The following is a 20,678-nucleotide window of genomic DNA, read 5'->3' on the forward strand; positions in this document are numbered from 1 at the left end:
CTCTTGGTTGATGTAAGAGCAAGTAGGCTAGTTCTGAACTTTGTTGTAAGGGAAGTGATGGGTTGTTGCGAACTTTGTAAGTTTTCCCATTGGTACTAATTGTTTATCCGTTGTCTGGCAACTGCCAGCAAGTCACAGCCGTCCTGCGTCAATAAATAAAGCGCATTGACGATGTTGGGGATGTCTTTCACGTCGGCCTGTTTGAAACACAAACAGTAAAGAGTTTCCAGCAGATCGCTGGCGGCACGCAGGCGTTGATCGGCGGCAGTGAGCAAATCACCCGGTGATGCTGCGGTGTCGATCACCATTACCGGGTTGTCGCCGTCGCAGGTCTTGAGAGGGCGAAAACGAGTATTCAGCGGTGTGAACATGTTCATGATTGAGGCGTGTCCTTTACGAAGTCGCTTCGGCGGGCCGACACAGTGTTTTCAGTCGCGCCGGCCACTATAGAAGGGCGCCGTCGAGTGGGACAAGACAGCCACAATGGACAGAATTCGTAGGGGTTTTTCCGGGGATCGGGCATTTGCCCTACGCGTTTTTGCGGCTTTTTCACAGCCAAACCCTGATGGGCGAAATTTCCTACGTGTTTGTCGGGCGATTCCCGTTAAAGATCTGTATGGTGCGCGCCAGAATCCGTGGGGCGTTTCCAGATGTCCGACACAGACTTAAAGGGAATTAGGTATGCAGTGGCTACGAATGGCCTCGATTGTTTTGCTATGGGCCAGTGGTTGTCGTTTGGCGTTGGCCTCCGAGGCGGGCAATGGACTGGTGCTCACGCAAGTGGAGCGCACCGAATGGCCGGACGCACTCACGACCCAGGCCAGTATCGACACGGCGTCCCGTGCCGAAGTGCTGATGTTCGGCAAGGCACTGCTGGCCAGCGAAGGCCTGGATGAATCCGGACTCAAACAACGCCTGGGCGTGCCGCATGTGCAGCTCAAGTCGATCCGCCAGGTGCGTGACGGCCTATGGGATCGTCTACTCACCACCTATCGCAACGCCAGCCAGAACTGCGACGAGCAAGCGTTCTGCCCACGGGTACGCAGTGTCGCCGACCTGCGTCAGTTGGCGGCGGCATTCACCGGTGATATCAGCCCGGCCCATGCACTGTGGGCCAGCAAAAGCCAGGGCGTACATGAGCAACTGCTGAACGAGCAATTGCGAGTGGCGGTGTTGCAGCCGTAGAGCCTGCTAAGCCGTTGGCGTGGGGCTCGCTGTCACCACGCTGGCGAGTGGCGGAAGCTCGCCGGGAAAGGGCATGCACCCGCCCAGCAACAGGCTCTGGATAAGAAGGGCGAAGAGCAATTTCATACGGTTCGACATGTTCATTCCTTGGGGATTCTCCGGAGGTATCGGCCGTCCTGGCGCGATGAATGTCGGACGTTACTCTCGCCACAGCGATGCAGGCGAGGAACAAAGTGTTTCGTTTGTTTCAGGCCGTGGCTCGGCATTTCACGCTGTATCATCCCGTATCGATTTGACCCCCGACCTTTTCTCGACTCGCTGCGATCGCCCGCTAGGCTGTTGGCATCTCAGCGGTCAACGGAGTGACAGCGAATGCACAACACCCTGGAACAGGTTTTCGGTTATCCACAGTTTCGACCCGGCCAGGAAGCGGCAATCAGCGCCGTGCTTGCCGGGCGCTCGGCTGCTGCGATATTTCCCACCGGCTCCGGCAAGTCCCTTTGTTACCAGGTGCCGGCACTCCTGCTGCCACACCTGACGCTGGTGGTCTCGCCGCTGCTGGCGCTGATGCAGGATCAGCTCGAGTTTTTGCGACGGCACGGGATTTCGGCAGGCAGCATCGATTCGGCGCAAAGCCGCGAAGATGCCAACGATGTGATGGCCCGCGCCCGTTCCGGTGAACTGAAGATCCTGATGATTTCCGTGGAGCGCTTGAAGAACGAGCGCTTTCGCAATTTTCTGCAGCAGGTGCCGATCTCGCTGCTGGTGGTGGATGAGGCGCATTGCATCTCCGAATGGGGCCACAACTTCCGTCCCGACTACCTCAAGCTGCCGGACTACCAGCGCCAGTTCAACATCCCGCAAACCCTGCTGCTGACCGCCACGGCAACGCCGAAAGTCATCGCCGACATGCAGGCGAAATTCGCCATCGCGGCAGAAGATGTGGTGACCACCGGTTTCTATCGGCCCAACCTCAATCTGCTGGTCGAGCCGGTGCGAGGACAGGACAAGCGCCGACGTCTGGTGGAGTGGATGAGCGAGCGCGCGGGCCAGCCGAGCATCGTCTACGTCACCTTGCAGAAAACCGCCGAACAGATTGCCGAACATCTTGAGCGCAATGGCATTCAGGCCGAGGCTTATCACGCCGGTTTGCCCCATGAGCAACGGGACGCGATCCAGAAGCGCTTCATGGGCGGGCAGTCCAATTGCATCGTCGCCACCATCGCCTTCGGCATGGGCATCGACAAGAGCGACATCCGCAATGTGGTGCATTTCGACCTGCCCAAATCCATCGAAAACTACAGCCAGGAAATCGGTCGCGCCGGGCGTGACGGGCAGCCGTCCGACTGCCTGGTGCTGGCCAACCGTGACAGCCTCAACGTGCTGGAAAACTTCGTGTATGGCGACACGCCGGAACAGGACGGCATTCGTCACGTGCTCGACGAGTTGCAGGCCGCCGCGCCCGAAGGCCAATGGGAATTTCTGCTCGGGCCGCTGGCGGACCAGAGCAACATTCGTTCGTTGCCTTTGAAGACGTTACTGGTGCAGTTGGAGCTGCGAGGGCTGATTGCCCCACGCTACGCGTACTACGCCGAATACCGTTTCAAATACTTGCTGGAGCCCGAGGCGTTGCTTGAGCGTTTCGAGGGCGAGCGAAGGGATTTCGTTACCGCGATCATCCAGACCTCAAGCCGCGCGCGCACCTGGGCCACGGTGAATTTCGAGGCGATGTACGAGCAGTATTCCGCCGAGCGCAATCGGGTGGTGAAGGCGCTGGATTACTTTCAGGAAAAGGGCTGGGTCGAGCTTGAGAGCAAGCAAATGACCGAGGTCTACAACGTCCTGCGCGGCGATTTCGACAGCCCGGCCCTGAGCGCTGAACTGCATGAGTATTTCACCCGCCATGAGCAAACCGAAGTGGCGCGGATTCACGCCATGCTCGAGCTGTTCGCCACCGAGCGATGCCTCGGATATCGGCTGGCCGAATATTTTGGTGATCACAATGCGCCGCAACAGTGCGGACATTGCTCGGTGTGTCACGGGCAAGTCGCCCGGCTGCCGGCCCCTCCGGATTTGCCTGCGCTTGTGGATAAAAATTTTGCGGCGTTGTGCGGCGATTTTATCCACAGGCATCAGCAGCATTCCGGCAGTGTTCCGTCGGCGGAGCGGCTGACCCGGTTTCTGTGCGGAATCAGCGTGCCGTTGTTTACCAAACTCAAGGCCCGGGCCATTTCCGGGTTTGCAGCACTGGAGGAATATCCCTACGCGGAGGTTCGGGCCTGGGCTCAGGCGCATCTTTGAGGTCTCGAATCCATCTGCTGAATGTCGATCATCACGGCAATGAACTTCAAAAATGCCCGGTGGCTGACTATGGTGATGGCTGTCTTCGGATCGCCAACAAGAGAACAACATGAGCCAGACATCCTTCGCTATTCAGCAGGCCGCCGTGATCGGCGCCGGCACCATGGGCCGCGGCATTGTCATGTGCCTGGCCAACGCCGGCGTGTCAGTGCAGTGGGTCGATAACAATCCACAGATGCTCGAGCAGGCGCTGGCCACCGTGGCCGATACCTACGCGCACAACGTGCGGCAGGGGCGGATCGACCAGGCCGAGGCCGATGCGCGGATTGCCCGTGTCAGCGCGGCGGCGGACTACGTGGCGATCCGCAATGTCGACCTGGTGATCGAAGCGGTGTACGAAAACCTCGAACTCAAGCAGAAGATTTTCCGCGAGCTCGATGGCGTGCTGAAGCCCGAGGCGCTGCTGGCGAGCAATACCTCGGCGCTGGACATCGACGCCATTGCCGCCGCGACACGGCGCCCGACTCAAGTGCTGGGCCTGCATTTCTTCAGCCCGGCGCACATCATGAAGTTGCTGGAAATAGTCCGTGGCGCGCAGACCTCGTCGGCCGCGCTTGATGCCGCGCTTGAGCTGGGCAAGCGCATGGGCAAAGTCAGCGTGGTGTCGGGCAACTGCCACGGTTTTATCGGCAATCGCATGCTGCATCCGTATGTACTCGAAGCACGCAAGATGTTGCTCGAAGGGGCGTATCCGCATCAGGTCGATGCGGCGTTGCAGAGTTTCGGTTTCGCCATGGGGCCGTTTCGCATGTACGACGTGGTCGGCATCGATCTCGAGTGGCGTGCCCGCGAGCTGGCCGGCAAGGGGCAGCACGCGCCCGAGGTTCAGGTGGATAACCGCTTGTGCGAACAGGGTCGCTTCGGTCAGAAGTCCGGTAATGGTTACTACCACTACGAGCCGGGCAGCCGTCAGGCCGAGCATGATCCCGAGGTCGATGCGCTGGTGTTGAGCGTCAGCGAAGGGTTGGGATTTCATCGGCGGGATATCGGCTCCGAGGAGATCCTCGAGCGGTGCCTGCTGGCGTTGGTCAACGAGGGCGCGAAGATCCTGCAGGAAGGGATTGCCGAGTCGGCGCATGACATCGATCAGGTCTATCTGAATGGCTATGGCTTCCCGACGGAGCGGGGCGGGCCGATGGCCTGGGCGGACGATCAGGGGCTGGCCGACATTCACAAGCGATTGCTGGCGCTTGAGACCCGGCAGGGCGATCACTGGCGGCCGGCGCCATTGATCGGCGAGCTGGCGGCGCGAGGCAAGGGTTTTTACCTTTAGACTGGGCAGATCACTCCAGGAATCGACACTGATGTCCAACCCGATGCCGCAACGCAGCGACTACCCGCACTTTCAGCCGATCACCACGCGCTGGCATGACAACGACGCCTACGGCCACGTCAACAACGTCACCTATTACAGCTTCTTCGACACGGCGGTGAACACGTACCTGATCCAGGTCGGAGGGCTGGATATCCATGACGGCGAGGTGGTGGGGTTTGTGGTGAGTTCGTCCTGCGACTACTTCGCGTCGATTGCTTTCCCGGATCGAATCGAGATCGGTCTGCGGGTCGGCAAGCTGGGCAACAGTTCGGTGCAATACGAACTGGCGGTGTTCAAGGAAGGAGAGGTGGAAGCCTGTGCCGCCGGACGCTTCGTGCATGTATTCGTCGACCGGGCATCCAATCAGCCGGTGGCGATTCCGGCCCCATTGCGTGATGCGCTGGAACGCCTGACGGTATGACGGGCAAAAAAAATCGCAGCCCGGGGGAGCTGCGATTTTTCTTCAAGCCTTCGCCTCAGCGGTGGCGATAGTACTTGTGATGCTTGCGATGGCCGTAGGCATGACCGCGACCACGGTGGTCGTCACGGTAGTAGCGACGGTCACGGCCGCGGTCGTAATGACGATCGTCGTCATCGCTCTTGTTACCCATGTAGTTGCCCAGCGCGCCACCCGCGCCGCCGCCGGCTGCTGCGCCGATCAGGCTGCCGGTGGTGCCGCCCATGCTGCGGCCGACCACGTTGCCGCCGGCTGCGCCCAGCGCACCGCCGATGGCTGCTTCGCCACGGCTGCGCTTGTCGGCGCCCACCGCACTACCACCCGCGCCGCCCAGGGCTGCGCCAATGGTTGAACCTGTACTGCCGCCTAACGATTGACCGACGACCGAGCCAAGAACCCCGCCCAATGCGCCGCCCACACCTGCTTCGGTGGTGCCTCCGGCAGAAGCGAAGCCACTGACCAGGCCAAGGGACAACAAGAGAATCGAGGAGAACTTCATAGAGGAGCCTCAAAGGGATGACGGCGCGATCCTGAGGCTCTGGAATGGGCGTGACAATCGAAATCCGACGAATAACACGACTTGTATACAATTCTGCAAGTTGCTGATTTTTGAGCGGAACTTAACGGTTTTTCGCCGGTCTTTAGCTACTTCGGACAGGCCGCTTTGATCACAAAGCGGCCTTTTTTGTGGGCGTTTGAAAAGTGTCTGTGAGTTGTATCGAGTTTGATTTTCGGACGCGGAGCGTCCTTGGCTGCGCCCCCACGCAGAGCGTGGGAGCGATCAGAATCAGGCCGATTTGGCCATGATCAGCCCCGTTTCACTCGCCGCTTCCAGGCGAATGGCAATGAACTTCGACGTCGGCGTATGGCTGCCATCGCCGGTGCTTTCCAGCGGCACCAACGGGTTCACCTCAGGGTAATAAGCCGCCGCCTGCCCCGCCGGAATATCGAACGCCAGCAGCGTGAAGCCTTTCACCCGACGCTCGCGGCCATCGTCCCACAGCGACACGATGTCAGCCTTCTGCCCCGGCTTGAAGCCCAGACGAATGATGTCGGCTTCGTTGGCGAACAGCACATCACGCTGCCCCTTCACGCCGCGATAACGATCGTCGAGACCATAAATCGTGGTGTTGTACTGATCGTGGGAGCGCATCGATTGCAGGATCAGGTCCGGCAGTTTGCCGGTAGCGCGAGTGCGCTCGTGGATCAGGTCCTTGGGCAGCATGTTCGGCTTGAAGTTGGCCCGACCGGAAGTGGTGTTCCACTTGCGCGCGCCGGCGCTGTTGCCGAGGTAGAAACCGCCCGGGTTCTTGACCTTCTCGTTGAAATCCTTGAAGCCCGGGATGGTATCGGCGATCAGTTCGCGGATACGCCGGTAGTCGGCCACCAGCCAGTTCCAGTCCACCGGTTTGCTGCCCAGGGTCGCGGCGGCAATGCCGGCGATGATCGACGGCTCCGAGCGCATCTGGTTCGACAGCGGCTGCAACTGACCGTTGGAGGCATGCACCATGCTGAACGAGTCTTCCACGGTGACAGCCTGCGGGCCTTCGGTCTGGATATCGATGTCGGTACGGCCCAGGCACGGCAGGATCAACGCGTCCTTGCCGTGAGCCAGGTGGCTGCGGTTGAGCTTGGTGCTGATCTGCACGGTCAGGTCGCAGTTGCTCAGGGCCTGGAAGGTGCGCGGGCTGTCCGGCGTGGCCTGGGCGAAGTTGCCGCCCAGCCCGATGAACACTTTGGCGCGACCTTCGGCCATCGCATGAATCGCTTCGACCACGTTGTGCCCATTGTGACGCGGCACCTTGAACTGGAAGCGACGCTCAAGGGAATCGAGGAATGCCACCGGCGGACGCTCGTTGATGCCCATGGTGCGGTCGCCCTGCACGTTACTGTGGCCACGCACCGGGCACAGACCGGCGCCGGGTTTGCCGATGTTGCCGCGCAGCAGCATCAGGTTGGCGATTTCCTGGATGGTCGGCACCGAGTGACGATGCTGGGTGATGCCCATCGCCCAGCACATGATGACGTTCTTGCCTTTGGCGTACATGCGCGCCGCTTGCTCGATTTCCACCAGGGTCAGGCCGGATTGCGCGACGATCTGCTCCCACGGCGTGTCATCGACGACGCCGAGGTATTCCAGCACGTTGACGCTGTGTTCATTGAGGAAGTCGTGATCGAACACTGCCGGCGCACCGGCCTTCTGCGCATCGCGTTCCCATTGCAGCAGGAACTTGGCCATACCGCGCAGCACCGCCATGTCGCCACCCAGTGCCGGGCGGAAGTACGCGGTGTTGGTCGGCTTGTCGCCGTTGGTGAGCATTTCGATTGGGTGCTGTGGATGCTGGAAGCGTTCCAGGCCACGCTCTTTCAGCGGGTTGATGCACACCACCTGAGCGCCACGTTTCACCGCTTCACGCAGCGGTTCGAGCATGCGCGGGTGGTTGGTGCCCGGGTTCTGGCCCCAGACGAAAATCGCATCGGCGTGTTCGAAATCGTCGAAGGTCACGGTGCCTTTGCCGACGCCGACACTCTGCGCCAGCGCCACGCCGCTGGCCTCATGGCACATGTTCGAGCAGTCGGGGAAATTGTTGGTGCCGAAGGCGCGCACGAACAGTTGATACAGGTACGCCGCTTCGTTGCTGGCCCGGCCCGAGGTGTAGAACTCGGCCTGATCAGGACTCGACAGCCCTTGCAGGTGTTTGCCGATCAGCGCGTAGGCATCGTCCCAGCTGATCGGCTTGTAGCGATCGGTTTCGGCGTCGTACACAACCGGCTCGGTCAGGCGACCTTGATACTCGAGCCAGTAGTCGCTCTGTTCCAGCAACGCGGTGACGCTGTGCTTGGCAAAGAATTTGCCATCGACTCGACGCTTGGTCGCTTCCCAGTTCACCGCCTTGGCGCCGTTCTCGCAGAACTTGACCATCCCGCTTTCCGGCGAATCGCCCCACGCGCAGCCCGGGCAGTCGAAGCCGCCGTTCTGGTTGGTCTTGAGCATCATGCGCAGGTTTTTCAGCGCGTTGTCGCTGGTCAGCCAGGCCTGGGCCACGCTGATCAGTGCGCCCCAGCCACCGGCTGCGCCCTTGTAAGGCTTGTAGCGCGGGACGGGTTTCTGGTCGGCTTGATGGTGTTGGCTCACGAGTGTTTCTCCATTTCTGGGCTATACACCCGCGGCGCGTTCTTTTGCGGCAGGTGGATGAGATTGAGGTTGTGGCGCCGGGCCCATTGCACGGCGAGGCCGGTGGGCGCGGACAGGCTGACCAGGGTCTGAATCCCGGCCCGCAAAACTTTCTGGATCAATTCGAGGCTGCAACGGCTGGTGACAATCGCCAGTCCGCCGGCTGTGGATATCTTTTGCCGGATCAGGCCGCCGATCAGCTTGTCGAGGGCGTTGTGCCGGCCGATGTCTTCGCGGCCCAGCAGCAATTCACCGCTGGCGTTCATGAACACCGCCGCATGCACCGCGCCGCAGTGCTGGCCCAGCGGCTGGAACGCGCCGATGCGCTGACGCAGACCGTCGAGCCATTCGATGGGTGGCAAGGGGGCGCCGGGCAAAACCTTCAGATCAGGCAGCGCCTGCTCGACCGCTTCCACGCCGCACAACCCGCAACCGCTGGTGCCGGCCAGTTGCCGACGCTGTTGCTTGAGATTCCAGAAGGCGCGGTTGGCGATGGTCACTTGCGCGTATTGCGCCGAGCCCGAACCGCTCAGTTGCAGGTCGTAGATGTCCGAAGCGTCTTCGATGATGCCGCTGCCGAGGCTGAAGCCGACGATGAAGTCTTCAAGGTCGGTCGGGGTGACCAGCATCACTGCCTGGCTGATGCCGTTGTAGGCAATCGCCAACGCGACTTCTTCGGCCAGCGCGGTGCTGGCCGATTCCGCGAGGGGGAGATCGCTGTAGCTGTAGGTCTGACTGGCGGCAGGCGCGGGCGTTTCGAGAGCAGGCGCCGCGCAGGCCGGGCGCTTGGCGTTCATGGCATCACCGACGGATTGATCAACGTTAAGACTAGGCGCGGCAAGTTGTCGCGTCTAATCGCTAGTGTCGATCCTTCGATAGATGCCGTCGATCAAGCGTCCGTTGGTGATTTCTGATAAAGCGCGAAACAGGCCTCGGCCAGCGCCGAGCGTGGTGCCCCGCGACGCATGATCAGGCCCAGTCGGGCGAGGGTCTGGGCGTTTTCGATGGGTTGCAGGCGCAGGTTATCCGTGAGGTTTTCCAGACCTCCATCGAGTGGCATCACCGCGCAGCACAGCCCGCCGTGCACAGCTTGCAACAATTGGTGAACGGCGTCGGTTTGCAGCAAGGGTTGCGGGGTCAGGCCACGGCTGTGGAAGTTATGGTCGATGGACTGGCGAAAATGCATGCCGCTGGTGAGCATGCCCAGAGGCAGCTCAATCAGGGATTCCCAGCTCAGCGGCGCTTCGCCAAAGCTGAAAAACCGCTGGTCGTAGAGCAGGCCCATCTGCGTTTCACTGAACGCCAGGGATTCAAACCGCTCGCCGTCGAGGCGATCCAGGTAAGACACGCCAATGTCGATGCGGTTGTTCGCCAGTTGCTCCAGGACCTGTTCGGAGCTCAGCGAGGACAGTTCGAAGCGCAGGTTCGGGTGTTGCGCGTGCAGGCGTTGCATCAAAGGCAGCGCATCGAAACTCGACAACGGCACCACGCCCAGCCGCAGGGTGCCGATCAGATTGCCGCGACAGGCCGCCGCTTCCGCCTGCAAGCCGTCATAGGCCGCCAGCACCGTGCGCGCCCAGGCCAGCACCCGTTCGCCCGGCGCGGTGAAACCTTCGAAGCGCTGGCCACGGTTGACCAGTGGCAGGTCGAGTTCTTCCTCAAGGCTGCGCAGGCGCATCGACAAGGTCGGCTGGGTGATGTGGCAGCGCGCGGCGGCCTGGCCGAAATGGCGGGTTTCGTCGAGGGCGATGAGGAATTTCAGCTGCTTGATGTCCATCTTCGCTCCGGGGCGCTGGCAAGGGTGGGCGATTCTACCGCTTGCGCGGGGGCAGGGTCATTGGTCGGGCCGGAACCGGGTTTGTCCGGCGTGGTCTAGGCTTGGGCGTCTGGAACTTAAATCAAGGAGTGTGCGCTATGAGTCTTTTGAGCTTTGTGAAAGAGGCCGGTGAGAAGTTGCTCGACCTGTTGACCCCCGGTAACGCCAATGCCAGCGAGCAATTGAAGGAGCACATCAGCAAGGTCGGGTTGGGTAACCCGAATGTCCAGGCGACCGTGGACGGTGACAAGGTGACAGTCACCGGTGAAGTGTCGAGCCAGGAAGAGAAAGAGAAGATTCTTCTGGCAGTGGGCAACATTGCCGGTGTCGGCAGCGTCGATGACCAGATCACCGTGACCGGGCCGGTTGTGGCGGCGGCGCGTTTTGTGGTCGTGAAGAAGGGCGACACCCTCAGCGCGATTTCCCTGGCGGTGTACGGCAACGCCAACCAGTACAACAAGATTTTCGAGGCCAACAAGCCGCTGCTGTCACACCCGGACAAGATTTATCCGGGGCAGACGCTGCGTATTCCCGAGTAACAACACGCCTGCAGGAGCAGCCTTTGGCGGCTCCTGCAGTATTCAAAGCCCCGCAATCAAATCCCGATAATCCTCGACCGCCGCAAACTCCGCGGTGTCCTTCGGCCCTTTTCGGCTGTCCGGCTCCTTCACGGCCAACAGATGCGCCACGCCGAAATTCCGCGCACTGCGCAGGATTGGCAAGGTGTCGTCGATGAACAGGCTGCGCGCCGGGTCAAAACCGATGTCGGCCTGCAAGGCGTCCCAGAATTGCGGGTTCTCCTTGGGGAAACCGTAGTCGTGGGAGCTGATCAGCCGTTCGAAGTACGGCGCCAGTTCGATTCGTTCCAGTTTCAGCGACAGCGAATCGCGGTGCGCATTGGTGATCATCACCACGCGTTTGCCGGCGCGTTTGATCGCCTCCAGAAAGGTGTCGGCGTCCGGGCGCAGGGCGATCAGGTGGGCGGTTTCCAGTTTCAGCTCGCGCACCGACAGCTTCAGTTCCGCGCTCCAGAAATCCAGGCAGTACCACTGCAACTGACCGGCATGGCGCTCGAACAGCGGCTGCAATTCCATTTCCGCCATGGCCCGGCTCACGCCGTGCAGTTCGGCGTAGCGCTGCGGCAGGTGTTCCAGCCAGAAGTGGTTGTCGAAGTGCAGGTCCAGCAACGTGCCGTCCATGTCCAGCAGAACGGTATCGATGTCGGACCAGGGTAGTGAAGGCATGGCAACGTCTCGAACGGTAGAAAGATATCCGACGCAAACAATCGGAAAAGCCGCGTTATAGTAGCGCGTTCACGCCAAGGAGCTTTGCATGCGCCAGAAACCCACCGTACTTGCCCGCGAGATCGTCGCCACCAGCCGGCTGTTCTGCGTCGAAGAGCTGAAGCTGCGTTTCTCCAACGGCGTGGAACGCACCTACGAGCGGCTGGTCGGCAAGGGCGCCGGTTATGGCGCGGTCATGATCGTGGCGATGCTCGATGCCGAGCACGCGGTGCTGGTCGAGGAATACTGCGGCGGCACCGACGAGTACGAACTGTCGTTGCCCAAAGGCTTGATCGAGCCCGGCGAAGACGTGCTGGCTGCCGCCGAACGCGAACTCAAGGAAGAAGCCGGTTATGGCGCGCGACAACTGGAGCATCTGACCGAGCTGTCGTTGTCCCCCGGTTACATGAGCCAGAAGATTCAGGTGGTGCTGGCCACCGATTTGTACGAAGAGCGCCTCGAAGGCGATGAGCCCGAGCCGATGCGCGTGGACAAGGTCAACCTGCGGGAGCTGTCGGCGCTGGCGCAAAATCCGAATTTCAGTGAAGGGCGCGCCCTGGCGGCGTTGTACCTGACCCGCGACCTGCTGACCCAGCGCGGATTTTTCCAGTCATGAGTGAGATGCCGATGAATTTTCCCCATCCGTTGATGGCGCCGGTGGTCGAGCTGGCATTGCGGGCCGGTGAGGCGATCCTGCCGTTCTGGCGCGCCGATGTGGCGGTCACCGCCAAGTCCGATGATTCGCCGGTGACGGCGGCGGACATGGCCGCTCACCACGTGATCGTGGCTGGCCTGACAGCGCTGGATCCGAGCATTCCGGTGCTGTCCGAAGAGGACGCCAACATCCCGCAAAGCGTGCGCGCAGGCTGGCAGCGCTGGTGGCTGGTGGATCCGCTGGACGGTACCAAGGAGTTCATCAGTGGCAGCGAAGAGTTCACCGTCAACATTGCGTTGATCGAAAACGGTCGGGTGGTGTTCGGTGTGGTATCGATGCCGACCAACGGTCGGTTCTACGTCGGCGGAGCCGGGCTCGGTGCCTGGCGCGGCGACACGGGCGGCACGCCGGTGGCGATTCAGGTTCGTGACGTGCCGGGGCCGGGCGAAGCGTTTACCGTGGTCGCCAGCCGCCGTCATTCGAGTCCGGAGCAGGAACGCTTGCTGGCCGGATTGAGTGCCAGCCTTGGAGAGTTGCAACTGGCCAACATCGGCAGTTCGCTGAAGTTCTGTCTGCTGGCCGAAGGGGCGGCCGATTGTTACCCGCGACTGGCGCCGACATCCCAGTGGGACACGGCGGCGGCGCAAGGCGTTCTGGAAGGCGCCGGCGGCGAGGTTCTGGATTTGAACGGTGATGCGTTCTGTTATCCACCACGGGAATCATTACGCAACGCGTTCTTTCTTGCACTGCCGGCAAAAGCGGCGTGGCGTTCGAAGTTGCTGGAACTGGCCCGTTCGTAATAGCGCTCCCGGCCCGAAGCGCCAAGTCCTCAGCGGTGCAGGACGTACTGCCCGCTGAAGGTCACTGCATCCTCATCGCTACCGGCATTGACGACCCGCGTATGCAGAGTCAATCGCGCGCGCCCGTAACGCTGATACATCGCCAGAAATTTCTTCCACTGCGTTGCACTCGGTGACGGGCAGATCGCAATGGCATCGCCGGTGACCGGCAGTGGATAACTGATCTGTCCCTCCTGAATCACGATGTGCCCGTCTTCGATGCCTTCCTCTTTCAACCGCAAATGCAGCCAGCCCCAACCGGCCAGCACCGCACCGCAATACAGGCTCCCACCGAACATGGTGCTCTTGTGATTGACGTTGGCGTCCAGCGGCAGGTGCAGGCGTAGTTGCTGTTCCTGCCAGTCGAGCACCTTGAGGCCCATGTCCCGGGTCAGCGGGATGTCGTGGTGAAGAACGGATTCCAGATAACGACTGTCGTGCTTCATGCCCGGACCTCTTACGGCAGAAAAGTGAATTGAGCGTGCTTCATTCGGATTCGTCGGAATGGCCGCCGCTGCCAGCGAAATTCAACCCGTGCTTGCGCAGTTTGTCGTGCAGGGTCTTGCGCGGAATGCCCAGGGCTTCGGCGAGACTGCGCACGGAACCGTGAGAGCGGGCCAGTTCGGCGGCGATCAGGGATTTCTCGAAGTTTTCCACTTGCTCGCTGAGGCCACCTGCGGTGATTTCGACGGTGGTGCCGGGGCTGCCATCGGGCTGCGTGTTGTCCAGTGCCAGTTCCAGGCCGAGGGCAAAACGCTCCGCCGCGTTCTGCAATTCCCGCACGTTGCCCGGCCATGAATGTCGCAGCAGCAACGCCCGTTGCGCCGGTTGCAGTTCATGCGGTGGCAGACCATGGCGCGCGCTGGCTTCATCGGCGTAATGCTGGAACAGCATCAACGCATCTTCGCCCCGTTCACGCAGTGGCGGAATGCGCAGCGGTGCCACGTTGAGGCGGTAATACAGGTCCGCCCGGAAACGCCCCTGATCGGCAGCCTGGCGCAGGTCTTCCTTGGTGGCGGCAATGACGCGGATATCCAGCGGGATCAACTGATTGCCGCCCAGACGCTCGACCACGCGCTCCTGCAGCATGCGCAGCAGTTTGACCTGCACATCCATGCTCATGCTCTCGATTTCATCGAGGAACAGCGTGCCGCCGTTGGCGAACTCGAACTTGCCGATCCGGCGCTTTTGCGCGCCGGTGAAGGCACCAGGTTCATGGCCGAACAATTCGCTCTCGACCACCGACTCGGCCAGCGCACCGGCATTGATTGCCACGAACGGGCCGTTACGCCGGCTCGACAGATCGTGCAGGGCGCGGGCGACGACTTCCTTGCCGGCGCCGGTTTCGCCGAGGATCAGCACGTCGGCCTTGGTCGCCGCCAGCGCGCCGATCTGTTCGCGCAGGCGCGACATCGGCGCGGACTGACCGACCAGCCGCGCGCTCAGCTCGTTGCGATCACTCAGGGCCATGCGCAGGCTGCGGTTGTCCAGCACCAGACGCCGCAGGGCCAGGGCGCGGCGCACGCTGTCGAGCAGGGCGTCGCTGGCGAAGGGTTTTTCCAGAAAATCATAAGCACCGGCACGCATGGCCTGCACGGCCAGTGGCACGTCGCCGTGTCCGGTGATCAGCAGCACCGGCAGTTCCGGATCCTGGGCGTGAAGTTCGCTCAGCAGTTCCAGGCCATCCATGCCGGGCATGCGGATGTCGCTGACCACCACGCCGGGCCAGTCGCGCTCCAGTTGTGCGGCCAGACCTTTGGCCTCGGACAGCGGAAGAATTTTCAGGCCGGCCAGATCCAGGGTCTGGCCGAGGGCCTGACGCAGGTGCGGATCGTCGTCGATCAGCACCACCTGAATGCGGTTGTCGATGGTCATGCGCTTCGATCCTCGGACGGTTGCAGGCTGACCCCGGGCGCGCCGGCGCGCAGCCGCAGGGTGATCAAGGCGCCACCTTGCTTGTGGTTGGCGAACGACAGTTCACCCCCGAAGGCGCGCATCAGGGTTTCGCAAATGGCCAACCCCAGACCGAGACCCTGAGTGCGGGTCTTGGTCGTGTAAAACGGTTCGCTGGCGCGGCCCAGGGCTTCCATGCAGAAACCCGGGCCATTGTCGCGAATGTACAGATTGACGCCTTCGTCGGTGGATTCGGCACTCAGCCACAATTTGCGCGGCGGGCCTTTCTCGGTCAGGGCGTCGAGGGCGTTGGCCAGCAGGTTGCCCAACACCTGGCGCAGGCGGGTTTCCCCGGCCTCGACCCAAAGGGTGGCGGCCGGCAGGTCACGGATCAGTTCGACATCCATGCTGCGGCGACGCTTGGCCAGCAAGGCAAGTGCGTCGTCCAGCGCCGGTTGCAGGGCGACGCTTTCCGGGGCGTGGCGATCGCGGCGGGCGAAGGCGCGCAGGTGAGCGATGATCGAGGCCATGCGCCCGGTCAGCTCGCTGATCAGCTTGAGGTTGCCTCGGGCATCTTCGGTGCGCTCGTGGTCGAGCAGCACTTCGGCGTTCTCGGCGTAGCTGCGGATCGCCGCCAGCGGCTGGTTGAGTTCGTGGCTGATGCTCGCCGACATCGTTCCCAACGCCGACAGCTTGCCGGCCTGCACCAGATCGTCCTGGGCGCGCACCAGTTCTTGCTGGGCCTGTTCGCGTTCCAGCACTTCCTGTTTCAAGCGCCGGTTCAGGCCTTCGAGATCGCTGGTGCGCTCGGCAACCCGGCCCTCAAGCTCCCGCCGGGCCTTGGCTTCGAAGGCGATGCGTTCCAGGTAATGACGACGACGCTGCATCATCAGGCCCAGCAACAACATGACTACCAGCAAGGTGGCGCCGCCGATCGCCACCACGGTGCGCACCGGTCGGTCGATCAAGGTACGCGGGGCAAGGATGCTGACGCTCCAGCCGGTTTCCGCGATGTCCTGGGTCTGCGGCAGCCACGCGGTGGGGCTCAGGTTCAGGGGCCGAGGCTCGCGGGTCGGGTAGGGCTGGATCGCGGTGATCGCCGCACGTTCGGCATCACTCAGGGTGCGGGTCGCGCGAAAGCGCCATTCCGGGCGCGAGGTGAGGATGACCACGCCGTTGTGGTCGGTCACCAGCAGTTGTTCCGGGGTTTTGCCCCACAGGCTTTCGGTGTGGTCGAGGTCAACCTTGATCACCAGCACGCCGATGATTTTTTCGCCGCTGCGCACGGCGGCGGCGAAGAAGTAGCCACGCTTGGCGGAAGTGGTGCCCAGACCGAAGAAGCGCCCGAGGCGTCCGGCCATGGCTTCGCTGAAGTACGGCCGGAAAGAGAAATTGCGCCCGACGAAACTGTCGTGCTTGTCCCAGTTCGATGCCGCGAGCGTCTGGCCGCTGGTGTCCATCAAGTACATGACTTCGGCGCCGGTCTGCGCAGCGATGTTCTTCAACAGGCGGTTGGCGTTGCCCTGGGTCACGCCGTCGTCCGGCGCCCCGAGTACCGCGCGCAGGGCCGGCAGGTCGCCGAGGATTTGCGGCAGCACTTCGTAGCGATGCAGCGTGCCCAGCAGGTTGGCGACGTAGAGGTCGAGGGTCTGGCGGTTCTGGCCGGCCAGTTCGCTGCGGTAATAACGCTCGGCCAGATGTTCCAGCGGCCACAGCAGCGGGGCCAGGCACAGGGCCAGCAGGGCAAGACTGCGCCAGCGGGGGCGTCGGGGAAGGGTCGGAGTCATGAGCATCGAGCGCCTGTGGATACAGGCGCATTATGCCTAGGCTTGCCGGCGCAGTCTGCGCACCCGTGGCCGGGTGTGCAGCGGCGCTGAAAATTCACACAGGACTTCAGGAAAAGACGTCGGCGTCCTTGAGCAGTGCCGCTGTCTGGTCCTTGGCCGACAGTTTTGGCGCTTCATCCAGCTGCCAGTCGATGCCCAGATCCGGGTCGTCCCAACGAATGCTGCGCTCGGAAGACGGGTTGTAGTAGTCGGTGGTCTTGTAGAGGAATTCGGCGAACTCGCTCAGCACCACGAAACCGTGGGCGAAACCTTCCGGGACCCACAATTGGCGGTGGTTGTCGGCGGACAGACGCACGGCCACCCACTTGCCGAAATGCGGCGAGCTGCGACGGATATCCACGGCGACATCGAGGACTTCGCCGGCGGTAACGCGGACCAGTTTGCCCTGGGTATTTTCCAACTGGTAATGCAGCCCGCGCAGAACACCTTTCTGCGAGCGCGAATGGTTGTCCTGGACAAATTGCGTGTCCAGACCGGTCGCGTCCTGAAAGGCCTTGGCATTGAAACTTTCGTAAAAGAACCCGCGTTCGTCACCAAATACCTTGGGTTCGATGATCAGGACACCAGGCAGGTCGGTGGTGATTACATTCATGTAGATTTTCCAGTGGCAGGTGTGAATGGCCGACATTCTTGCGCAAAGCGCCGACAGGTGCGAGGGGCGCTTGCAAATCCGCCTGTCTCGCAGCGTGTCGGGGGACGGATGGTCGGGGGTTGCTTATCGCCCGAAGCAATGGCGATATAGGCGCCTAATAAAATTTCAGGGGTCGTTCCATGTCGTTCGCCACGTTGATTCATCGCGCCAGTTTGCCCAGCCCACAGGTTTCGGTGGAGCAGGCCCGGCATCTGCTGGCGCAGCATTACGGCTTGAACGGCACGTTGCAGGCCCTGGGCAGCCAGCAGGATCTCAATTATCGGGTCGACAGTGAGCGTGGGCGGTTCGTGCTGAAGATCTGTCGGGGTGACTATTCGCTGGTTGAACTGCAAGCCCAGCATGCAGGCCTGAAATATCTGGCTGAACACTGCGATGTCCACGTTCCCCGGGTCATCCAGGCCAATGACGGCCAAGACCTGCTGACCCTGGACGTCGGTGGAGAATCGGTGCATGTGCGGCTGCTCGATTACATCGAGGGCCAGCCACTGACAGCTCTCGATCACCTTGGCCACGAAGTCGTCGCCGGCTTCGGCCGGCTCTGCGGCGAAATGGATCTGGCCCTGGCCGGGTTCGACCACCCGGGGCTTGAACGCACGCTGCAATGGGACGCGCGCCACGCCAGCGCCCTGATCGAGCACCTGCTGCCGGTCATCGGCGATGAACGCCAGCGCACGCTGATCGCCGAAGCTGCCGAGCAGGCCAGACTTCGTTTGCAGCCGCTGGTGGAGAAACTGCCGGTGCAGGCGATCCACATGGACATCACCGACGACAACGTGGTCTGGCAGCGTGACGCCCGGCGGCACTGGCAGTTGCAGGGCGTCATCGATTTCGGCGATCTGGTGCGCACCTGGCGCATTACCGATCTGTCGGTCACCTGCGCCGCGCTGCTGCATCACGCCGCCGGCGATCCGTTCGTGATTCTGCCGGCCGTGCAGGCCTATCACGCAGTTAATCCGCTGCAACACGAAGAACTGCTGGCGCTGTGGCCGCTGATCGTGGCGCGGGCGGCGGTGCTGGTGCTCAGTGGCGAGCAACAGGTCAGCATCGATCCGGGCAATACCTATAGCCGAGCCAACCTGACCCACGAGTGGGAGATATTACGGGTCGCCACCTCGGTGCCGCTGGCATTGATGGAGGCGGCGATTCTCTCGGCGGCCGGCCAGACCTTGCCGGCCATCGACAGTGAAGGTTTCGCGCCGTTATTGCCCGGTCTGGTCGGGCGCGAGTTTGCGTTGATCGATCTGGGTGTGTTGAGCGCGCACTTCGAGGCGGGCAATTGGGAGCAGCCTGGCATCGATCAGCGTCTGTTGAGTGAAGCAGCGGCCATCCACGGACTGGCGGCCAGTCGCTATGGACAATACCGTCTTTCACGTACCCGCCCTGACAGCGCCGATGAGCCAGAGACATTCCCGCTGCACGTCGAATTGCACGTGCCCCAGGGTTCGACGGTGGAAGCGCCGTTCGCTGGTGTACTTCACCTGTCGGCCGATGGCGCGCTGCGACTCGACGGCCCGCAACTGAGCCTGCGTCTGTGGGGCGTGAAACCTTCGTTGCACGGCGGCGCAGCGCTGGTCAAAGGTCAGGTGCTCGGTTCGGTGGACGGCCCGTTGACCGTGCAATTGACTCGCGCCGTGCAGCTTGAAGCGCCGCTGTTCTGTACACCATCGCGCGCGTTGGCGTGGCAGGCGTTGTCTCCCTCGCCGGCCGCGCTGCTGGGCCTGGCCTGCGATGCCGAACCGGAGCTGGACGCAGCTACCCTGCTGGCGCGCCGCGACGCCAGTTTCGCCCGCACCCAGAAGCACTATTACGTCGACCCGCCGCGTATCGAACGCGGCTGGCGCAATCACTTGATCGACATGCAGGGCCGTTCCTATCTCGACATGCTCAACAACGTTGCGGTGCTCGGCCACGGTCATCCGCGCATGGCGGCGGTGGCGAGCCGGCAGTGGTCGCTGCTCAACACCAACTCGCGGTTCAACTATGCGGCGGTCGCCGAGTTTTCCGAACGCTTGTTGAAATTGGCGCCGGAGGGCATGGATCGGGTGTTTCTGGTCAACAGCGGCAGCGAAGCCAACGATCTGGCGATTCGCCTGGCGTGGGCTGCCAGCGGTGGGCGCGACATGATCAGCGTGCTGGAGGCTTATCACGGCTGGACGGTCGGCGCGGACGCGGTCTCGACTTCGATTGCCGATAACCCGAAAGCCCTGAGCAGTCGCCCGGACTGGGTGCACGCGGTCACCGCTCCCAACACCTATCGCGGCGAGTTTCGCGGTCCGGATTCGGCGCCGGATTATGTGCGCAGCGTCGAACATCATCTGGCGAAGATCGATGAGCAGAAACGCCAACTGGCCGGGTTCATTTGCGAGCCGGTCTACGGTAACGCGGGCGGGATCTCGCTGCCGCCGGGTTACCTGAAAAAAGTCTACGAACTGGTGCGCGCCCGCGGCGGCGTGTGCATTGCCGATGAGGTGCAGGTCGGTTACGGGCGCATGGGCCACTTCTTCTGGGGGTTCGAAGAGCAAGGCGAGGTGCCGGACATCATCACCATGGCCAAAGGCATGGGCAACGGTCAGCCGTTGGGCGCCGTGATCACCCGCCGGGAAATCGCCGAGGCGCTGGAAGCCGAGGGCTATTTCTTCTCGTCCGCCGGCGGCAGTCCGGTGAGTTGCCAGATCGGTATGGCGGTGCTCGACGTCATGGAAGAGGAAAAACTCTGGGAAAACGCCCAGGTGGTCGGCGCTCACTTCAAGGCCCGGCTTGAGGCGTTGATCGATCAATATCCGTTGGTCGGCGCGGTGCACGGTTCCGGGTTCTATCTGGGGGTCGAGCTGATCCGCAATCGGGAAACCCTGGAACCGGCAACCGAGGAAACCACGCTGTTGTGTGATCGCCTCCGGGAACTGGGGATTTTCATGCAGCCGACCGGCGATTACCTGAACGTCCTGAAGATCAAACCGCCGATGGTCACCTCGCGTCAGAGCGTGGATTTCTTCGTCGACATGCTGGCGAAGGTGCTGGAAGAAGGGCTCTGAGATGATGCGAACCCGACAAATACCGATTTGTATCGGTATTTGTTGGATTAAATTGAGATTGTTTTTTCTTTTTGGCTTCTAAAGCCGATATTTATCGTTTATAAAGTCGCCATAGTCCGTCGTCCAACCCTGTACGGCGTGTTGAAAAAACCTCGACGGTTCCCTGGA

General features: G+C 61.9%; 18 protein-coding genes. 8 read left to right on the forward strand and 10 right to left on the reverse strand.

Translation table 11 applies throughout. The features are described from left to right. Positions 1–95: 95 nt before the first annotated feature. Entirely contained in the window at positions 96–377 is a 282-nt protein-coding gene (locus AC1RT4_RS27690) for a hypothetical protein (protein ID WP_493089272.1), read from the reverse strand. 304 nt (positions 378–681) lie between these two features. On the opposite strand from AC1RT4_RS27690, the gene AC1RT4_RS27695 reads away from it, so the two are divergent. From AC1RT4_RS27695 to AC1RT4_RS27710, 4 genes are all read left to right on the forward strand, one after another. Next, positions 682–1,185, forward strand: coding sequence for a hypothetical protein (locus AC1RT4_RS27695; protein WP_007952668.1), 504 nt, complete (start codon positions 682–684; stop codon positions 1,183–1,185). A 372-nt stretch (positions 1,186–1,557) separates the two neighbouring features. Then, a complete protein-coding gene (locus tag AC1RT4_RS27700; protein ID WP_493089274.1) occupies positions 1,558–3,486 on the forward strand; it encodes a RecQ family ATP-dependent DNA helicase in 1,929 nt (642 codons plus the stop codon). A gap of 109 nt (positions 3,487–3,595) precedes the next feature. Then, positions 3,596–4,819 (forward strand): 3-hydroxyacyl-CoA dehydrogenase, encoded by a 1,224-nt coding sequence (locus tag AC1RT4_RS27705; protein ID WP_493089276.1) that lies wholly within the window; start codon positions 3,596–3,598, stop codon positions 4,817–4,819. 31 nt (positions 4,820–4,850) lie between these two features. Next, positions 4,851–5,282, forward strand: a complete 432-nt coding sequence (locus tag AC1RT4_RS27710; RefSeq protein WP_493089278.1) for an acyl-CoA thioesterase — start codon at positions 4,851–4,853, stop codon at positions 5,280–5,282. Between the two features lie 55 nt (positions 5,283–5,337). Here the strand turns inward: AC1RT4_RS27710 and AC1RT4_RS27715 are convergent, their stop codons facing one another. The 4 genes from AC1RT4_RS27715 to AC1RT4_RS27730 form a co-directional block, all read right to left on the reverse strand. Then, entirely contained in the window at positions 5,338–5,817 is a 480-nt protein-coding gene (locus AC1RT4_RS27715; RefSeq protein ID WP_085608624.1) for a glycine zipper domain-containing protein, read from the reverse strand. A 288-nt stretch (positions 5,818–6,105) separates the two neighbouring features. Beyond that, positions 6,106–8,454, reverse strand: coding sequence for an FdhF/YdeP family oxidoreductase (locus AC1RT4_RS27720; RefSeq protein ID WP_273901351.1), 2,349 nt, complete (start codon positions 8,452–8,454; stop codon positions 6,106–6,108). Then, positions 8,451–9,290 (reverse strand): formate dehydrogenase accessory sulfurtransferase FdhD, encoded by an 840-nt coding sequence (gene fdhD / locus AC1RT4_RS27725; RefSeq protein ID WP_179693004.1) that lies wholly within the window; start codon positions 9,288–9,290, stop codon positions 8,451–8,453. The genes AC1RT4_RS27720 and fdhD overlap by 4 nt, the downstream gene beginning before the upstream one ends. 92 nt (positions 9,291–9,382) lie before the next feature. Then, positions 9,383–10,270: a LysR family transcriptional regulator gene (locus AC1RT4_RS27730; protein ID WP_064382760.1), complete on the reverse strand. Its 888-nt coding sequence runs from the start codon at positions 10,268–10,270 to the stop codon at positions 9,383–9,385. A gap of 137 nt (positions 10,271–10,407) precedes the next feature. Here AC1RT4_RS27730 and lysM point away from each other — a divergent pair, with 137 nt between their 5' ends. Continuing rightward, positions 10,408–10,848 carry a peptidoglycan-binding protein LysM gene (gene lysM / locus AC1RT4_RS27735; protein ID WP_262159039.1) on the forward strand — a complete coding sequence of 147 codons (441 nt, stop codon included), beginning with the start codon at positions 10,408–10,410 and terminating at the stop codon, positions 10,846–10,848. Between the two features lie 42 nt (positions 10,849–10,890). On the opposite strand, the gene yrfG is transcribed toward lysM, so the two are convergent. Further along, positions 10,891–11,553, reverse strand: coding sequence for a GMP/IMP nucleotidase (gene yrfG, locus AC1RT4_RS27740; RefSeq protein ID WP_493089282.1), 663 nt, complete (start codon positions 11,551–11,553; stop codon positions 10,891–10,893). A gap of 88 nt (positions 11,554–11,641) precedes the next feature. On the opposite strand from yrfG, the gene nudE reads away from it, so the two are divergent. Further along, a complete protein-coding gene (gene nudE, locus AC1RT4_RS27745) occupies positions 11,642–12,208 on the forward strand; it encodes an ADP compounds hydrolase NudE (RefSeq protein ID WP_064382762.1) in 567 nt (188 codons plus the stop codon). A gap of 5 nt (positions 12,209–12,213) precedes the next feature. Next, the gene (gene cysQ / locus AC1RT4_RS27750) at positions 12,214–13,047 is read left to right on the forward strand and encodes a 3'(2'),5'-bisphosphate nucleotidase CysQ (protein WP_493089305.1); all 834 of its coding nucleotides are present in this window, start codon (positions 12,214–12,216) and stop codon (positions 13,045–13,047) included. Between the two features lie 29 nt (positions 13,048–13,076). Here cysQ and AC1RT4_RS27755 read toward each other — a convergent pair whose 3' ends face one another. The 4 genes from AC1RT4_RS27755 to rfbC form a co-directional block, all read right to left on the reverse strand. Next, positions 13,077–13,532, reverse strand: a complete 456-nt coding sequence (locus AC1RT4_RS27755; protein ID WP_493089284.1) for a YiiD C-terminal domain-containing protein — start codon at positions 13,530–13,532, stop codon at positions 13,077–13,079. Positions 13,533–13,572: 40 nt separating this feature from the next. Then, the gene (locus AC1RT4_RS27760) at positions 13,573–14,961 is read right to left on the reverse strand and encodes a sigma-54-dependent transcriptional regulator (protein ID WP_007952638.1); all 1,389 of its coding nucleotides are present in this window, start codon (positions 14,959–14,961) and stop codon (positions 13,573–13,575) included. Beyond that, complete coding sequence (locus AC1RT4_RS27765) at positions 14,958–16,766, reverse strand: sensor histidine kinase (protein WP_045121692.1); 1,809 nt, start codon at positions 16,764–16,766, stop codon at positions 14,958–14,960. The genes AC1RT4_RS27760 and AC1RT4_RS27765 overlap by 4 nt, the downstream gene beginning before the upstream one ends. Positions 16,767–16,872: 106 nt before the next feature. Further along, complete coding sequence (rfbC, locus tag AC1RT4_RS27770; RefSeq protein ID WP_493089285.1) at positions 16,873–17,418, reverse strand: dTDP-4-dehydrorhamnose 3,5-epimerase; 546 nt, start codon at positions 17,416–17,418, stop codon at positions 16,873–16,875. A gap of 179 nt (positions 17,419–17,597) precedes the next feature. Between rfbC and AC1RT4_RS27775 the strand changes: the two genes are divergently transcribed. Beyond that, complete coding sequence (locus tag AC1RT4_RS27775; RefSeq protein ID WP_493089288.1) at positions 17,598–20,510, forward strand: aminotransferase; 2,913 nt, start codon at positions 17,598–17,600, stop codon at positions 20,508–20,510. The last annotated feature ends 168 nt before the right edge of the window (positions 20,511–20,678 follow it).

The organism is Pseudomonas sp. GW821-FHT11D10, assembly GCF_058808435.1.

Excerpts from the sequence above, each read along its gene's own strand:
- fdhD (WP_179693004.1), bottom strand. The coding sequence starts at position 9,290 with ATGAACGCCAAGCGCCCGGCCTGCGCGGCGCCTGCTCTCGAAACGCCC.
- AC1RT4_RS27700 (WP_493089274.1), top strand. The coding sequence starts at position 1,558 with ATGCACAACACCCTGGAACAGGTTTTCGGTTATCCACAGTTTCGACCC.
- cysQ (WP_493089305.1), top strand. The coding sequence starts at position 12,214 with ATGCCGATGAATTTTCCCCATCCGTTGATGGCGCCGGTGGTCGAGCTG.
- AC1RT4_RS27695 (WP_007952668.1), top strand. The coding sequence starts at position 682 with ATGCAGTGGCTACGAATGGCCTCGATTGTTTTGCTATGGGCCAGTGGT.
- yrfG (WP_493089282.1), bottom strand. The coding sequence starts at position 11,553 with ATGCCTTCACTACCCTGGTCCGACATCGATACCGTTCTGCTGGACATG.
- AC1RT4_RS27755 (WP_493089284.1), bottom strand. The coding sequence starts at position 13,532 with ATGAAGCACGACAGTCGTTATCTGGAATCCGTTCTTCACCACGACATC.
- nudE (WP_064382762.1), top strand. The coding sequence starts at position 11,642 with ATGCGCCAGAAACCCACCGTACTTGCCCGCGAGATCGTCGCCACCAGC.
- AC1RT4_RS27690 (WP_493089272.1), bottom strand. The coding sequence starts at position 377 with ATGAACATGTTCACACCGCTGAATACTCGTTTTCGCCCTCTCAAGACC.
- lysM (WP_262159039.1), top strand. The coding sequence starts at position 10,408 with ATGAGTCTTTTGAGCTTTGTGAAAGAGGCCGGTGAGAAGTTGCTCGAC.
- AC1RT4_RS27765 (WP_045121692.1), bottom strand. The coding sequence starts at position 16,766 with ATGACTCCGACCCTTCCCCGACGCCCCCGCTGGCGCAGTCTTGCCCTG.
- AC1RT4_RS27715 (WP_085608624.1), bottom strand. The coding sequence starts at position 5,817 with ATGAAGTTCTCCTCGATTCTCTTGTTGTCCCTTGGCCTGGTCAGTGGC.
- AC1RT4_RS27710 (WP_493089278.1), top strand. The coding sequence starts at position 4,851 with ATGTCCAACCCGATGCCGCAACGCAGCGACTACCCGCACTTTCAGCCG.
- AC1RT4_RS27775 (WP_493089288.1), top strand. The coding sequence starts at position 17,598 with ATGTCGTTCGCCACGTTGATTCATCGCGCCAGTTTGCCCAGCCCACAG.
- rfbC (WP_493089285.1), bottom strand. The coding sequence starts at position 17,418 with ATGAATGTAATCACCACCGACCTGCCTGGTGTCCTGATCATCGAACCC.
- AC1RT4_RS27730 (WP_064382760.1), bottom strand. The coding sequence starts at position 10,270 with ATGGACATCAAGCAGCTGAAATTCCTCATCGCCCTCGACGAAACCCGC.
- AC1RT4_RS27760 (WP_007952638.1), bottom strand. The coding sequence starts at position 14,961 with ATGACCATCGACAACCGCATTCAGGTGGTGCTGATCGACGACGATCCG.
- AC1RT4_RS27705 (WP_493089276.1), top strand. The coding sequence starts at position 3,596 with ATGAGCCAGACATCCTTCGCTATTCAGCAGGCCGCCGTGATCGGCGCC.